Source organism: Streptomyces sp. NPDC001231 (assembly GCF_042896885.1).
Lineage (GTDB): Bacteria > Actinomycetota > Actinomycetes > Streptomycetales > Streptomycetaceae > Streptomyces.
Window position 1 is genome coordinate 190,465 of the sequence record NZ_JBIAXS010000009.1, and the last position, 15,013, is coordinate 205,477.

A 15,013-nucleotide genomic window follows, 5' to 3' on the forward strand; every position below is an offset into this window, starting at 1 on the left:
ACGCGCCCCGCATGCGGGCGGCCTCCGCGGGACGTTGGCTGGCCCCGAGGCAGCACGGGCGATCCCCCTATCTCCGGCGGCACATGGGATGGTCCGCCGACCGTGCCGCCGGAGGACAGTCCCATGCGCCACACTCAGCCACCCTCCCCCTCCGCAGCCGTCACCGCGACGGCCGCCGTACTCGCACTCGGTCTCGCCGCCGGCCCAGCCGACGCCGCCGGTACCGGGATATCCGTCTCCGCCAACGGCTCGACAGTGTCCGTGACGACCAGCGTGTGCAGCCAGGTCAACGGCCGTTGGGGCACGGCCTCGCTGCTCGCCGCCGGCCAGACCAACTTCACCCAGGGACGCCAGGTGGCGCTCACCGGGATGACCGGCGGCCAGTCCGCCGCCTGGCAGAGCGTGAGCCCGGGCACCTACACCGTGGCCGTCGTCTGCGCGAACAACATCATGGCGGGCACGCAGACCATCGCCGTCACCGGCGGCCGCGCCACCGCGACGGCCGCTCCCCCGCCCCGGCAGACGTACGCGCCGAATGTCATACCGTACGCCCCGAATGTCGCACCGTACGCGCCGAACATCGCGCCCACGGTCGTGCCGACCCGGGGTGTGCTGGGCGGCGTGGGCGGGGGTGTCAAGGACTACGGTCCCCTCACGCTCGCGGTCGGCGGGACCCTGGTCGGGGCGGCGGTGGTCGCCACCGGGTGGGTGCTGCGCCGCCGTTCGAAACCGTCCCGGTTCTGACCGCGCCTCGCAGCCGCACCGGTTCCGACCGCACCCCGGGGCCGACCGCCCTCACTCCGGGTCCTGGCCCGGCAGCTCGGTGAACTCCTCCAGCGCGTGCCTGAACCACTGCGTCCAGAAGGTCTCCAGGTCGATACCGGCCCGCAGGACCAGGTGCCGCAACCGGTCCTCGGGGCTGTCATTGCCGGGCGGGAAGTCGCGCTCCTCGATCTCCCGGTACTCCGCCAACTGCCGCTCGTGCAGCTCCAGATGGCGCCCGAGGTCGGCCCGAAGGCCCGCGGTGCCCACCACGGCCGCTGCGCGCAGCCGCAGCAGCAGGGCGTCGCGGTGCCGCTTCGGCTCCTGGGAGGCGGCGGTCCAGCGGGCCAGTTCCGCGCGGCCCGCGGGCAGCACCTCGTAGTCCTTCTTCTGCCCGCGGACCGGCTCCTTCGCCGGCAGGCTGCGGATGAGGCCGTCGGCCTCCAGTCTTCCCAGCTCGCGATAGATCTGCTGATGCGTCGCCGACCAGAAGTAGCCGATCGACTTGTCGAAGCGGCGCGTCAGCTCGAGCCCCGACGACGGCTTTTCGAGCAGGGCGGTGAGGATCGCGTGCGGAAGTGACATGGGGATCATCCTAGGAACAGGAGGCACACCCGCCCCGGGCCCGCGGGGCCGTCGCCGGTTGTCTCTACAGGGCCGCCGCCAGTTCCGTGCCCTGTTTGACGGCGCGCTTGGCGTCGAGTTCGACGGCCTCGTCCGCGCCGCCGATCAGGTGCACGCGGCGCCCGGCGGCGGCCAGTTCCTCGTACAGGTCGCGTCGCGGCTCCTGCCCGGTGCACAGCACGATCGTGTCGACCTCCAGGACCGTGCTCGTGCCGTCGACCGTGATGTGCAGGCCCCGGTCGTCGATCCGGTCGTAGCGCACGCCGGGCACCATCGTGACCCCGCGGTGCCTGAGTTCGGTGCGGTGGATCCAGCCGGTCGTCCTGCCCAGTCCGGCGCCGACCTTGGTGGTCTTGCGCTGGAGCAGGTGCACCGTGCGCGGCGGCGCGGGCCGCTGCGGCACGGTGAGCCCGCCGGGCGCGCGCTGGTCCATGTCGACTCCCCAGAGCCGGAAGTACGCCGCCGGGTCCTCGCTCGCCTTGTCACCGCCGTCGGTGAGGTACTCGGCCACGTCGAAGCCGATGCCGCCGGCGCCGAGGATCGCGACCCGGTCGCCGACGGGTGCGCCGTCGCGCAGCACGTCGAGGTAGCCGAGGACGCGCGGGTGGCCGATGCCGGGGATGTCGGGGGTGCGCGGGGTGACGCCGGTGGCGACGACGGTCTCGTCGTAGTCCGCCAGGTCGCCGGCGCTCACCCAGGTGTTCAGCCGTACATCCACGCCGTGTGCGTCGAGCTGGTGGCGGAAGTAGCGCAGCGTCTCGCCGAACTCCTGCTTGCCGGGGATCTTGCGGGCCACGTTGAGCTGTCCGCCGATTTCGCCCGCCGCGTCGAACAGGGTGACCAGGTGGCCGCGTTCGGCGGCCGAGACGGCGCAGGCGAGCCCGGCGGGTCCGGCGCCGACCACGGCGACCCGCTTGCGCCGCCGGGTCGGGGACAGCACCAGCTCGGTCTCGTGACAGGCGCGCGGGTTGACCAGACAGGAGGTGATCTGCCCGCTGAAGGTGTGGTCGAGGCAGGCCTGGTTGCAGCCGATGCAGGTGTTGATGGCCTCGGGGCGGCCGGCGGCGGCCTTGGCGACGAAGTCGGGGTCGGCGAGCATCGGACGGGCCACGGAGACCATGTCGGCGTACCCGTCGGCGAGCAACTGCTCGGCGACTTCCGGGGTGTTGATGCGGTTGGTGGTGACGAGGGGGACGGAGACCCGGCCCATCAGCTTCTTGGTGGCGAACGCGTAGGCGCCGCGCGGTACGGAGGTGGCGATGGTGGGGATGCGGGCCTCGTGCCAGCCGATGCCGGTGTTGATGAGGGTCGCCCCGGCGGCCTCGACGGCCCCGGCGAGCGTGACGACCTCGTCCAGGGTCGAGCCGTCGGGCACGAGGTCCAGCATGGACAGCCGGTAGATGATGACGAAGTCCTCGCCGACGGCCTCGCGCACCCGGCGCACGATCTCCACCGGGAAGCGCATCCGGTTCTCGTAGGAGCCGCCCCAGCGGTCGGTGCGGTGGTTGGTCCGCGCGGCGATGAACTCGTTGACGAGGTAGCCCTCGGAGCCCATGATCTCGACGCCGTCGTAGCCGGCCCGGCGGGCGAGGCGGGCGGTGCGGGTGTAGTCGTCGATGGTCCGCTCGACGTCGGCGTCGGTGAGCTCGCGGGGCACGAACGGGCTGATGGGAGCCTTGAGGGGGCTGGGGGCGACCAGGTCGCGGTGGTAGGCGTAGCGGCCGAAGTGCAGGATCTGCAGAGCGATCCGGCCGCCCTCGCGGTGCACGGCGGCGGTGACGGTCGCGTGCCGCTCGGCCTCCTGCTCGGTGGTGAGCTTCGCGCCGCCCTCGTACGGCCGCCCTTCCTCGTTGGGGGCGATGCCGCCGGTGACGATGAGTCCCACTCCGCCGCGGGCCCGGGCGGCGTAGAACTCCGCCATCCGCTCGAATCCACGGTCGGCCTCCTCGAGGCCGACGTGCATCGAGCCCATGAGAACGCGGTTCGGCAGCGTGGTGAAGCCCAGGTCGAGCGGGCGCAGCAGATGGGGGTAACGGCTCATGTCCGTAGTTGTAGAGGACCCCGAGGGGTTTATGCAACTAGTTGCATAAACCCCTCGGGGTCTCCTCGGCGGCCTGCGTCAGCGGCTTTCCAGACGGACGTGGAGTTCGCGCTCCTGGTCACCGGAGGCCATACACAGGTCCTGGACGGTGAACAGGGAGTCCAGGGTGGTGCGGAAACGGTCGATCGCCCAGTAGCCGCCCTGCACGTCGGCCGTGACGGACGCACCGAGCCGGGTGGGCCCGCGGTCCGCCCCGTGCTCCTCGGCCACGTCGAACGTGCCGAGCCATACGGTCGGGCGCACCTCGTGGTAGTCGCGGGGCACGTCGTCCGCGCACCGATCGGAGGAGAAGCAGGCACACAGTACGTCGAACACGGTCCGGGCGTCTTCCTTGCTGCATCCGCTCAGCTCCACCGAGACGGATTCGGGGTGCACCGGCTCGCTCACCATCGCGATCACTCCTCTCGTGGCCGGGGTACCGCACGAATGTCCGTTCCTCCATGCGGCCGCCCCCTCGCAAAAACCAGCAAAGCACCCTTTCCCGGCAGAACACCACCGCCGCGGGCTGCCTGCCCGCCTGCCCGCCTGCCCGCCTGCCGGGCATCGGCCCTTCCTGCCGATTCGGCGCGAAGGAGCCCTTGCGGTGGGGGATGGTGGAGGAAAGCGACGGGCCGCCTCGGCGACGGGCGCGGGCGCGGTACGGCAGAGGCACCGGCACCGGGACGGCGGGCCGCGCGGACGGGCGAAGGCGGTGCGTGGGATGACTGCTTCCGGGGCTCCCTCGGCCGAGGGCGAGAAGCCGGCGGGCCGTCCGGCACGGCCGAGCGGACTGCTCGACGTGCTGGGCGTCGCCTCGGTGGTCCTCGACGCCCAGGGACGCATCGTGTTGTGGAGCCCGCAGGCCGCGGAGCTCTTCGGCTACTCGGCGCAGGAGGCGCTGGGGCGGCACGCGGCCCGGCTCATGGTCCACGAGCAGCACCTCGACCTGGTGATCGGGCTGTTCTCGGACGTGCTGCGGACCGGCCGGGGCTGGGCGGGCGCGTTTCCCGTCCGGCACAAGGACGGCAGCACCCGCCTGGTGGAGTTCCGCAACATGCGGCTGCTGGACGACCGCGGGGAGCCCTACGCGCTCGGGCTCGCCGCCGACCAGTCGATCGTACGGCGGCTGGAGCGGGACGTGGTGCTGTCGGAGCGGATCGTGGCGCAGTCCCCGATCGGCCTGGCCGTGCTGGACAACCGGCTGCGGTACGTCTCCGTCAACCCGGCCCTGGAGCGGATCAACGGCCTGCCCGCCGAGGACCACGTGGGCCGCGCTGTGCGGGAGCTGCTGCCCGAGTTGGACGCGGAAGCCCTGGAGTCCGCGGCGCGCCGGGTACTGGAGACCGGACAGCCGCTCGTCGACCTGTCCACGGTCGGCCGGACCCCGGCCGATCCGGACGAGGACCACGCCTGGTCGTTCTCGCTGTACCGGCTGGAGGACGCCGCCGGCACCGTGCTGGGCGTGGCCGTGTCGGTCGTCGACATCACCGAGCAGTACCGGGCGGGCGTCGAGGCGGAGGCCGCGCGCCGCCGCCTGGCCCTCATCGCCGACGCCTCGGCCCGCATCGGCACCACCCTGGAGCTGGAGCGCACGGCCCGGGAACTGGCCGAGGTCGCCGTGCCCGAGCTGGCCGACGTGGCCGCGGTGGACCTGCTGGAGGCCGTGGTCGAGGGGCGCCGCAGCAGCCTCGGACCGGCCGAACCGGCGGTGATCCGGGCCCTGGCCGTACGGGCGGACCGCGCCGCGGACGCCCTGGAGGCAGCCGATCCGCCCGGGCAGATCGCCCGTTACGCCCCCGAACGCCTGGTCACATTGTGTGTGCGTACCGGGCGCCCGGTCCTGGTCCCGCGTGTCAGGAACGAGGACCTGCCCAGGATCGCCCGGTCCCCGGAGGCGGCGGTGCTGCTGGGTCTCGCGGGTGTGCACTCGTATCTGGCCGTGCCGCTGATCGCGCGGGGCGAGGTGCTGGGTGCGCTGGACCTCAAGCGCACCCGCAATCCGGAGCCGTTCAGCGCGGACGACGTGCTGCTGGCCGGTGAGCTGGCCTCCCGCGCGGCCGTGCAGATCGACAACGCCCGCTGGTACCAGAACGCCCGCGACGCCGCCCTCACCCTCCAGCGCAGCCTGCTGCCCCGGCACCCGTCGGTCACCGGCGGGCTGGAGGTCGCCTCCCGCTACCAGCCGGCGGGCGCCACCGTCGAGGTGGGCGGCGACTGGTTCGACGTGATCCCGCTGGAACGCGACAGGACCGCCCTCGTCGTCGGCGACGTCATGGGCAGCGGCATCACGGCGGCGGCCACGATGGGGCGGTCGCGCACCGCTACGAAGGCGCTGGCCTCGCTCGACCTCGATCCCGCGCGGCTGCTGGAACACCTCGACCGGATCACCGAGGGCCTGGACCAATCCATCGCGACCTGCCTCTACGCCGTCCACGACCCGCGCATGCGGCGGTGCCGGATCGCCAACGCCGGGCACCTGCCCCCGGCCCGGATCCCGGTGGGCCGTCCCCCGGAGCTGCTCGAACTGCCCACCGGGGTTCCGCTGGGTGTCGGCGGCATCCCGTTCTCCACCACGACGGTGCACCTGGAGCCGGGCGACCAGCTGGTGTTCTACACCGATGGGCTCGTCGAGACGCGCCGGGAGTCCCTGGACGAACGCCTGGCGATGCTGCTGACGCTGCTCGGCGGCCCGGCGCGGCCCCTGGAGGAACTCTGCGACCTCCTGCTGCGCACACTCCACCAGCCCGACAACCACGACGACGTGGCCCTGCTCGTCGCCCGCGCCCAGGCACTGCCGTAGCCCCCAACCCCGCCACCGGCCCCGGGCGGGCAACGCACGTGGCCGCGACGGCACTGGGCACCCGGAACCGGTCGGCCGATGGCTTCGGAAGCCCGACAGGCCACCGGCGACAGCCCAGCCCACCAGACCGGCCCCCGCGGCAGCGCGACAACCAGGCGACGCGCCCCCACGGCCGGACGGCCCACCGGACCGAGCAACGCGGTGACCGGACGACACGACGGCCGGGCAACCCACCGGACCAGGGGGCGCGGAGGTCGGACGACGCGACGGCCGCCTGGCACGGTGACCGAAAGACCCTACGGCCGGGCGACCCACCAGACCCAGCAACGCAACGGCCGAGCGACGCTGTGGCCGCGTGGCGCGGAGGCTGGACGACACGACGGCCGGGCAACCCACCGGACCAGGGGGCGCGGAGGCTGGACGACACGACGGCCGGGCAACCCACCGGACCAGGGGGCGCGGAGGCTGGACGACACGACGGCCGGGCAACCCACCGGACCAGGGGGCGCGGAGGTCGGACGACGCGACGGCCGCCTGGCACGGTGACCGAAAGACCCTACGGCCGGGCGACCCACCAGACCCAGCAACACAGTGACCTGGCAACACCGTGACCGGGCAACGCCGGGGCCGGGCGGCCCACCAGACCCAGCGACCCATCGGACCGGGCAACGAGGCACCAACCGACACGACCGCCGGGCGACGCGACCGTCGGGCGGCCCGCCGGGCCGGGCGACGCGACCGCCGCGTGGCGTGGTCAGTCCTTGGTTCCTGTCACCACGTTCGCGCTGAGGTCTTCCGACACGGCCAGGTGGGTGGTCAGGCCGGCTCGGGTGAAGGTGGCCAGGGCTTGCGGGGCCTGGCGTTCGCTGGTCTCGACGAGGAGGCAGCCGCCGGGGGCGAGCCAGTCGGGGGCCTCGGCGGTGACACGACGCAGGACGTCGAGGCCGTCGGCGCCGCCGTCCAGGGCGACCAGCGGTTCGTGGTCGCGGGCCTCGGGCGGCAGAAGGCCGACCTCACCCGTGGGGACGTAGGGCACGTTGGCGGCGAGGATGTCGACACGGCCCCGCAGACTGCCGGGGAGCGCGTCGAACAGATCCCCCTCGTGGACCGTACCGCCCCTGGGAACGACATTGCGCCGGGCGCAGCGCACCGCGGCCGGGTCGATGTCGGCGGCGTGCAGTTCCACCGGGCCGAGCGCGGCGGCCAGTGCCGCGCCCACCGCGCCCGAGCCGCAGCACAGGTCCACGACGACGGACGCCTCCGGGGACCGGGCCACCGCCTGGTCGACCAGGAACTCGGTACGGCGCCGCGGCACGAAGACGCCCGGTTCCACGGCGATCCGCAGACCGCGGAACCCGGCCCAGCCGAGGACCTGTTCAAGGGGGAACCCGGCGACGCGCCGCTCCACCAGGGCGGCGAGTTCCCGTGGTGTGCGCGCGCCGGTGAGGATCAGTTCCGCCTCCTCCTCGGCGAACACGCAGCCGGCGGCACGCAGCGCGGCGACCACCCCGGCACGCGGGGAACCGGCAGCCGGGGAAGCGGAAGAGGGGGACGAAGGGGACGAGCCGGAGAAGGGAGGGAGTACAGGCATGGAATGCCGGGGCCTTTCGGGAGCCGAAGAGGGCGCTCCCGCGGTCACCTACCGACGGTGATCCGCGCCGTCGCGAGGGGAGAGCACCCGACCTGACACAGCGGTAATGGGTCTCACCTCCTCGGTTTCCTGCGACCGGGACCCTCCACGGCCGCAGGTCACCCTACCCCAACGCTGGGACGCCGACCCCCTCTTCACCCCCTCCGGTGGTGCCGCATCCCCCCAGGCCAGTTGTACTATGCAACCGGAAGAGCAGGGGAGGCATTCGGTGACCGCAGCGACAGAACCGGACGAGAGCGCCGTCACGCGGCGGACGCCCGCCGGGGAGACGGCCGTCGAGACCATCCACCGCGAGATGACGGTCTTCGCCCGCCGGGCCCGGGCTTCGGCCGGACGCATGCACCCCGAACTGTCGCTGGTGTCGTACACGCTGCTCGGGCATCTGGAGGAGAGCGGCGGCTGCCGGGCCACCGACCTGGCCGCCCACTACGCGCTGGACAAGTCCACCGTCAGCCGGCAGGTGTCCGCCCTGGAGCGTGCCGGCCTCGTCGAGCGCCGCACCGACCCCGGCGACCACCGCGTCCAGGTGCTCCACCTGACGGCCGCCGGCCGGCGGATCCTCGCCCGGGTCACCGAGAGCCGCCGTGCGGCCTTCCGCGAGCGTCTGGCCGGCTGGCCCGAGGACGACCTCGAACGGTTCGCGGGCTATCTGACCCGTTACAACGCCTGGCACGGCCGGGACGAGGACGGCACCTGACGCGTCCGGGGGCCACCCCCTGAAACCGCATCGGGATCGAACGCCTGGACTGACGGCGGGCCGTACCGGGGCCGTACGGTGTGACCTCCACAGTCTCTTCGCGAAGGCGGTTGTTGATGGCCCTGTTCGACCTTCCCCCCGACGAGCTCCGCGAGTACCACAGTTCGTCCGTCGAGCCCGAGGACTTCGACGCCTTCTGGTCCAAGACGCTCCAGGAGGCCCGCGAGTACGACCTGGACGCCCGGTTCGACCTGGTGGACGCGGGACTGACGACGGTGAAGGTGTACGACGTGACCTTCGCCGGCTTCGGCGGGCACCCGGTCAAGGGCTGGCTGACGCTGCCCGCGCGGGTCGACACGCCGCTGCCGCTGGTCGTGGAGTTCGTCGGCTACGGCGGCGGGCGCGGCCTGCCGCACGAACACCTGCTGTGGGCGTCGACGGGCCGCGCGCACTTCGTGATGGACACGCGCGGGCAGGGCAGCGCCTGGGGCGGCGGGGGCGGCACCCCCGACCCGGTCGGCGGCGCCCCGGCGTACCCCGGCTTCATGACCCGCGGTCTGGACGCGCCGGAGAACTACTACTACCGCCGGGTGTTCACCGACGCGGTGCGGGCGATCGAGGCGGCGCGCTCGCACCCGCTGACCGACGCGGGGCGGACCGTGGCGATCGGCGAGAGCCAGGGCGGCGGCATCACGATCGCGGTGGGCGGTCTGGTGCCGGACCTGGTCGCGATCGCGCCGGACGTGCCGTTCCTGTGCGACTACCCGCGCGGGACGACGCTGACCGACCGCCACCCGTACCGGGAGGTCGGCCTCTACCTCAAGACCCACCGGGGCCGCACCGAGGACGCCCTGCGCACACTGTCGTACTTCGACGGCGTGCACTTCGCCGCCCGCGGCCGCGCGCCCGCGTTCTTCTCGGCCGCCCTGGAGGACCAGACCTGCCCACCGTCCACGGTGTTCGCCGCGTTCAACGCCTGGGCGCACGAGGACAAGCGGATCGAGGTGTACGACTTCAACGACCACGAGGGCGGCGGCCCCTACCAGGAGGCGGCCAAGCTCCGCTGGCTGCGGTCGTACGCCTGACGCACCGGGCATCCCCGAAACGCCGAGCCCGGCAGCCGCTGGTGGGCGGCTGCCGGGCTCGGGTGTTGCCCGCACCGGGTGGGTGGGGGCGGGACGGCTACTTGATGTAGACGAGGCCGTCCGTCGTGATGGTGGGGCGGCCGGAGGTACCGACCACGACGATCTTGACGGTGTGCTTGGCACTGCTGGACCAGGTCTTGGTCCAGATGGCCTGCCGGTACTGCGTCGCGGAGGACTTCAGGTCCACCGTGGCGACCTTGGTGCCGTCGACGTAGACGTAGGCCTGGCCGGAGGTCGAGGCGCGGGAGACCACCCAGGCGGCGGAGCGGCCGGTGAAGGTCCAGGTGAGACTGGCGCTCTTGGAGCCGCTGGAGTACGACTTGCCGCCGAGGTAGCTGCTCGACGAGCGGGTGGTCCAGCTGCCGGACTTGGTGGCGGAGCTCTCCTGGAGGATCACGGGCGTGTACGACGGGGACGACGTACGGGAGTTGCCGGCGTAGTCGTTGGCGCGCATCGACCAGGTGGAGGCGGTGCCGGACTTGGCGGTGCGGCTGGAGCTGGTGGTGGTCGGGCCGAAGGTGGCCGTGGTCGGGGACAGCAGCTCCACGGAGCGCAGGGCCGTTTCGTCCACCGCCTTCCAGCTGAGGGTGACCGGGACGGCGGTGGTGTTGACGGTGCCGCTGCGCAGGGCGAGCTTCGGCGTGGTGGTGAAGGTCGGGGCGGTCGTCTCCGCCGTGACGTTCAGCGCGGCGGTGGTCGTGGTCTTCCCGGACTGGTGCACGGCCCGTACGGCGACGGTGTGCTTGCCCGCGGCCAGGGTGGCGGTGGCGGAGGTGGCGGTGCCCGAGGTGGTGGCGACCGTCTTGCCGTCCACCAGCAGCTGGAAGTTCTTGATGAGCGAGCCCGGCGTGGTCGCCGTCCACTTCACGGTGACGGCGCCCTTGGTGTAGTACGTCGAGCCCGACAGGGTCGCGCCGGTGACCGAGGCGACCTTCAGGCCCTGCACCGGACCGGCCGCCCAGGAGCGGATGGTGGGCAGCTGGGCGTACAGGGAATTGCCGGGGCACACGGTGGCGTAGCCGTCGCGGTGGCCGGAGATCCGGTTGAAGGTGTACGTGCCGCCCGCGGTGAAGCTGGCGCCGGAGAGGTTCTTCTGGGTGGCGGCCGTGGTGAGCTGGACGGTACCCGCGGGGTCGGCGCCGTACTGGCCGAGCTTCCAGGCCGCCACGCGGGCGACGGAGGCCAGCGCGGCACTCGAGGCGCTGGTGGAGGTGTAGTCGCCGAGCACCGCGATGCCCGTGGACTCCCGGTTCCAGCCGTAGGTGTGGGCGCCGAGGACCGGCAGGCCGACACCGCCCTTGCGGCCCTCGAAGACGGTGCCGCACTTGTCGACCAGGAAGTTGTAGCCGATGTCGTTCCAGCCGTTGCCGCTCGGCTCGGCGTGCGTGTGGAACGCGTAGATGCCGCGCACGATCGACGCCGACTGGTCGCACGTGTAGGCGGCGCCGTCCGTGTGGTGGACGAACACGGCCTTCACGTCGGCGTTGTACTCCGACGGGTCGGGGCTGAGCGACTCGTCGGCGCCCCAGCCGGCGCGCGAGACGATCGGCGGCTCGGGGACGGTGGACGGCGGAGCCGTCGGGGTGACGGGCGGCGACGTGGTGTCGGTACTCGTCGGGTCGGGAGTGGCCCCGGCGACGAAGGCGGCCGGCTCGCTCCCGGTGGGAGCCTTGGTCTCGGCGTCGGTCACCACGCCCGGATCGACCAGGTTGACCTTGAGCCCCTTGGGCATCGCGGCGGTGGTGCCGTTCTTGCGGACGATCTGCACCTGAACACCGTCGGAGGGCCCGACCCACAGCGGCTCGGACGCGCCGCGCACTCCGCGGCCGGGCTTCTCCAGCGGGTCGGCCTCCAGTTCGAGGTCGCGCCAGGCGCTCCACTCGCCGCTCGCCGTGCTCCGGGTGCGCACCTGCGCCGTGCCGTGCAGCCGCTTGGTGGCACCCGTCCAGGTGACGCCGAGCAGCGAGAACTCCTGGGTGTCGGTACGAGGCAGCTCACGCCTGGCGTCCGTGTCGCCCTTCAGCGTGAGGTCGTAGACCTTCACCGGACGCTTGGCCCGGCCCGCGGCGCCGTGGTCGCCCGAAGGGCTGGCGACGGCATACGTCACGATGCCCCCGCCCCCGAGGACGACGGCACCGAGCGTCAGCCACGCCCGTCTCTTCATGCTCAGCGGTCGGTACGCATGCGACGTACGACGGCTCACGGCGAATCCACCCCCACGGGCCCGAAACGGCCCAGAGAAGAAAGTCGGGAGGCACACCCGTCACTGGGGTGGCCGGTCCTTTCAGCGCGCCGCGGTCGGCGAACGTCACGGGCAGGCGGCCAGGAGTGGCACAGATCACTGCCGCCGGAGCGCGGCGGCAGTGATCTTCCGTCGGCGGAACCGCCACCGCGCGCGAGCCGGGTGGTATCCTTCGGTCAGCACTTGTGTACGCCCCGCTGTGGGCGCCGGTGCGGTTCTTCATCAGTTCGCCGTGTCGCCGTACCTGTCGCGGTCGGCGCGGTTCTCCCGCCCTCTCCGCGAGCGGCGCTCTTCGCCCTGCCGGGCAGCGCACCGCAACCGAGGTGGTGTCTTCCGCCGGAGGCCGTGCTCCACGCCTCCCTGTCGCGGCTTCCCCTCGCACACCCCGTGCCGTCCGTCCGCGAAAGGACCTTCACCGATGACCATCACGCTCGAACGCCCCGCCGCACCGCGGCAGCCGTCCGCGGCCCCCCGCTCCGTCACCGGTGTCCTGGACATCGACGCGACCGGAAAGGGGCATCTGCGCGGCGAGGACTTCCTGCCCACCCCGGCCGACCCCCGGCTCTCCCCCGCGCTGATCCGCCGCCACGGCCTGCGCAAGGGCGACGCCGTCGCCGGCGTACTCGGGCAGCAGCATGCCGTCACCGAGATCACGAGCGTGGGCGGCAGCTCGCCGGACGAGGCCCGGACCCGGCGCCGCTTCCACGACCTCACTCCGCTGCACCCGCGCGAGCGCCTGCGCCTCGAACACCCCGCCGCCGGGCTCACCGGCCGCGTCGCCGACCTGATCGCGCCCGTCGGCAGGGGGCAGCGCGGGCTCGTCGTGGCGCCGCCGAAGACCGGGAAGACCGTGCTGATCCAGCAGATCGCCGCCGCCGTCGCAGGCAACCATCCCGAGTGCCGGCTGATGGTGGTGCTGCTCGACGAACGCCCCGAGGAGGTCACCGACATGCGGCGCCGCGTGCGCGGCGAGGTGTACGCCTCCACCTTCGACCGGTCCCCGAGGCAGCACATCGCGCTCGCCGAACTCGTCGTCGAGCGGGCCAAACGGCTCGTCGAGGCCGGCGAGGACGTCGTCATCCTCCTCGACTCGCTCACCCGACTGTGCCGGGCCCACAACAACGCGGCCGCGGCGGGCGGCCGCACCCTCAGCGGCGGTGTCGACGCGGGCGCGCTCCAGAGGCCCAAGCGGCTCTTCGGTGCCGCGCGGCTGGCCGAGGAGGGCGGCTCGCTCACCATCCTGGCCACCGCGCTGGTGGAGACCGGATCCCGCGCCGACGACTTCTTCTTCGAGGAGCTGAAGGGCACGGGCAACATGGAGCTGCGGCTCAGCCGCGAACTCGCCGCCCGCCGCGTCTTCCCAGCCGTCGACATCGACCCCTCGGGCACCCGCCGTGAGGAACTCCTGTACAGCCCCACCGAGTTGACGGCGGTTCGCGGTCTGCGACGCGCCCTGCGCGGCCGCGAGGGCAAGGCCGGTCTGGAGGCACTGCTGGAGCGGCTGCGCGACACACCCGACAACACCACGTTCCTGCGCCGCGTCCAGCCGACCCTGCCCACCGGCTAGGGTCTTCCGTTTGGATCAGCCCGGCATGATCCAAACGGAAGACCCTGGGCCCGCCGGCCCGGCCGAGCGCTCTGCGCTCCCTCATCACCGCACCCGCTGTGCGTCCGTCAGGGCACGCGCTAGGACATCCGGGTGCTCGCGAACCTCGTTCGGCTCTGGGCAGCGCCGCGCCTGCACCGATTTGTCCCTAGGTTTGCGATATGAAGATCAGATTTTCTACGCGCACCACGGTATCGAGCTGCGCACTCTGCGCCGCGACCGTCCTGGCGCTGACCTCTCCGGTCGCGGCCGTCGGCCCGTCCGGCGGGGCTCCGGGCGCGATAGTGCAGCCGAAGGCGACGGTGCCGCAGCCGGCCGTGCTGGACGACGAGGGCACACAGGTCCGGCTCCGCAGCGGGGCGCCCGCGGTTCCGGACGTCTCCGCGCTGTCCTGGGTGGTGGCCGACGCCGAATCCGGCGAGGTGATGGCCGCGCACGACGCGCACCGCAGGCTTCCGCCCGCGAGCACGCTGAAGACACTGTTCGCCCTGACCGTGCTGCCGTCCTTCCCCGGAGGCATCCGGCACACCGTCAGCGCCAGGGAGCTGACGGGCATCGGCGAGGGCAGCAGTCTGGTGGGGGTCGTCGAGGGCCACACGTACCAGGTGGCCGATCTGTGGCGCGGGGTGTTCCTCAACTCCGGCAACGACGCCGTGCACGTGCTCGCCGCGCTCAACGGCGGCTGGGAGCAAACGGCCCGGCAGATGGAGGCCAAGGCCCGCTCCCTGGGCGCCCTGGACACCACGGTCGTCTCCCCGGACGGATACGACGCCCCCGGGCAGAACTCCTCGGCGTACGACCTGGCCGTGTTCGGGCGGGCCGGGCTGCGCAACCCCGACTTCGCACGGTACTGCGCCACCGCGCACGCCACCTTCCCCGGCAACGGCGGCACGTTCCAGATCGCGAACACCAACCGCCTGCTGACCGGTGCCGACGGTGTGGCGCCGTATCCGGGTCTGATCGGCATCAAGAACGGCTACACCACCAACGCGGGCAACACGCTCGTCGCCGCGGCCCACCGGGGCGGGCGCACCCTCGTGGTGACGGTGATGAACCCGCAGGAGGGTGTGAGCCACGCCATCTACGAGGAGGCGCGCGCGCTGCTGGACTGGGGATTCGGCGCCGCCGGGCACGTCGATCCGGTGGGCTCGCTCGACGCCCTGCGGCCCGTCTCGCACGACACGTCGGCCGGAGCGAAGCCCGGGACGAAGCCGGGAGCGGCCGTCGTGGCATCCGCGGGGGCGCCCCGGCCGGCCGAGTCCGACTGGCCGGAAACGGGGACCATCGCGGGCGCCGTCGGTCTGGGCGCGGGGGTCCTTCTGCTCGGCCTGCGGTTCAGGCACAAGCGGGCCTCGCGCATCTGACGGCCGACGACCCGGGCACGTTCCGCACGACGTCGCCGTAGG

At 72.8% G+C, this 15,013-nt stretch carries 11 protein-coding genes and 1 pseudogene; 7 read left to right on the forward strand and 5 right to left on the reverse strand.

Annotation, left to right across the window (positions count from 1 at the left end; translation table 11 throughout):
* The first annotated feature begins 123 nt into the window (after window positions 1-123).
* Window positions 124-744 carry a hypothetical protein gene (locus ACFY3J_RS13760; RefSeq protein WP_390840900.1) on the forward strand — a complete coding sequence of 207 codons (621 nt, stop codon included), beginning with the start codon at window positions 124-126 and terminating at the stop codon, window positions 742-744.
* A gap of 51 nt (window positions 745-795) precedes the next feature.
* Here ACFY3J_RS13760 and ACFY3J_RS13765 read toward each other — a convergent pair whose 3' ends face one another.
* The 3 genes from ACFY3J_RS13765 to ACFY3J_RS13775 form a co-directional block, all read right to left on the reverse strand.
* Entirely contained in the window at window positions 796-1,347 is a 552-nt protein-coding gene (locus tag ACFY3J_RS13765) for a PadR family transcriptional regulator (RefSeq protein ID WP_384179758.1), read from the reverse strand.
* Window positions 1,348-1,411: 64 nt separating this feature from the next.
* Window positions 1,412-3,427: an FAD-dependent oxidoreductase gene (locus ACFY3J_RS13770; protein WP_390840901.1), complete on the reverse strand. Its 2,016-nt coding sequence runs from the start codon at window positions 3,425-3,427 to the stop codon at window positions 1,412-1,414.
* A gap of 78 nt (window positions 3,428-3,505) precedes the next feature.
* Window positions 3,506-3,877: a hypothetical protein gene (locus tag ACFY3J_RS13775; protein WP_384179754.1), complete on the reverse strand. Its 372-nt coding sequence runs from the start codon at window positions 3,875-3,877 to the stop codon at window positions 3,506-3,508.
* A gap of 310 nt (window positions 3,878-4,187) precedes the next feature.
* Between ACFY3J_RS13775 and ACFY3J_RS13780 the strand changes: the two genes are divergently transcribed.
* Window positions 4,188-6,266 carry a SpoIIE family protein phosphatase gene (locus ACFY3J_RS13780; RefSeq protein WP_390840902.1) on the forward strand — a complete coding sequence of 693 codons (2,079 nt, stop codon included), beginning with the start codon at window positions 4,188-4,190 and terminating at the stop codon, window positions 6,264-6,266.
* A 754-nt stretch (window positions 6,267-7,020) separates the two neighbouring features.
* On the opposite strand, the gene ACFY3J_RS13785 is transcribed toward ACFY3J_RS13780, so the two are convergent.
* Window positions 7,021-7,857 carry a putative protein N(5)-glutamine methyltransferase gene (locus tag ACFY3J_RS13785; RefSeq protein ID WP_390840903.1) on the reverse strand — a complete coding sequence of 279 codons (837 nt, stop codon included), beginning with the start codon at window positions 7,855-7,857 and terminating at the stop codon, window positions 7,021-7,023.
* A 268-nt stretch (window positions 7,858-8,125) separates the two neighbouring features.
* Between ACFY3J_RS13785 and ACFY3J_RS13790 the strand changes: the two genes are divergently transcribed.
* Entirely contained in the window at window positions 8,126-8,614 is a 489-nt protein-coding gene (locus ACFY3J_RS13790; protein ID WP_384179750.1) for a MarR family winged helix-turn-helix transcriptional regulator, read from the forward strand.
* 116 nt (window positions 8,615-8,730) lie between these two features.
* Complete coding sequence (locus tag ACFY3J_RS13795) at window positions 8,731-9,699, forward strand: acetylxylan esterase (RefSeq protein WP_390840904.1); 969 nt, start codon at window positions 8,731-8,733, stop codon at window positions 9,697-9,699.
* A 97-nt stretch (window positions 9,700-9,796) separates the two neighbouring features.
* Here the strand turns inward: ACFY3J_RS13795 and ACFY3J_RS13800 are convergent, their stop codons facing one another.
* Window positions 9,797-11,491, reverse strand: a complete 1,695-nt coding sequence (locus tag ACFY3J_RS13800; RefSeq protein ID WP_384180059.1) for a peptidoglycan recognition protein — start codon at window positions 11,489-11,491, stop codon at window positions 9,797-9,799.
* 38 nt (window positions 11,492-11,529) lie between these two features.
* On the opposite strand from ACFY3J_RS13800, the pseudogene ACFY3J_RS13805 reads away from it, so the two are divergent.
* The 3 genes and pseudogenes from ACFY3J_RS13805 to ACFY3J_RS13815 form a co-directional block, all read left to right on the forward strand.
* Window positions 11,530-11,712: pseudogene (locus ACFY3J_RS13805) on the forward strand (hypothetical protein); the annotation flags it as partial.
* A 707-nt stretch (window positions 11,713-12,419) separates the two neighbouring features.
* Window positions 12,420-13,568 carry a transcription termination factor Rho gene (gene rho / locus ACFY3J_RS13810; RefSeq protein WP_390840905.1) on the forward strand — a complete coding sequence of 383 codons (1,149 nt, stop codon included), beginning with the start codon at window positions 12,420-12,422 and terminating at the stop codon, window positions 13,566-13,568.
* Between the two features lie 200 nt (window positions 13,569-13,768).
* Entirely contained in the window at window positions 13,769-14,971 is a 1,203-nt protein-coding gene (locus ACFY3J_RS13815; protein ID WP_384179744.1) for a D-alanyl-D-alanine carboxypeptidase family protein, read from the forward strand.
* Window positions 14,972-15,013: the final 42 nt, after the last annotated feature.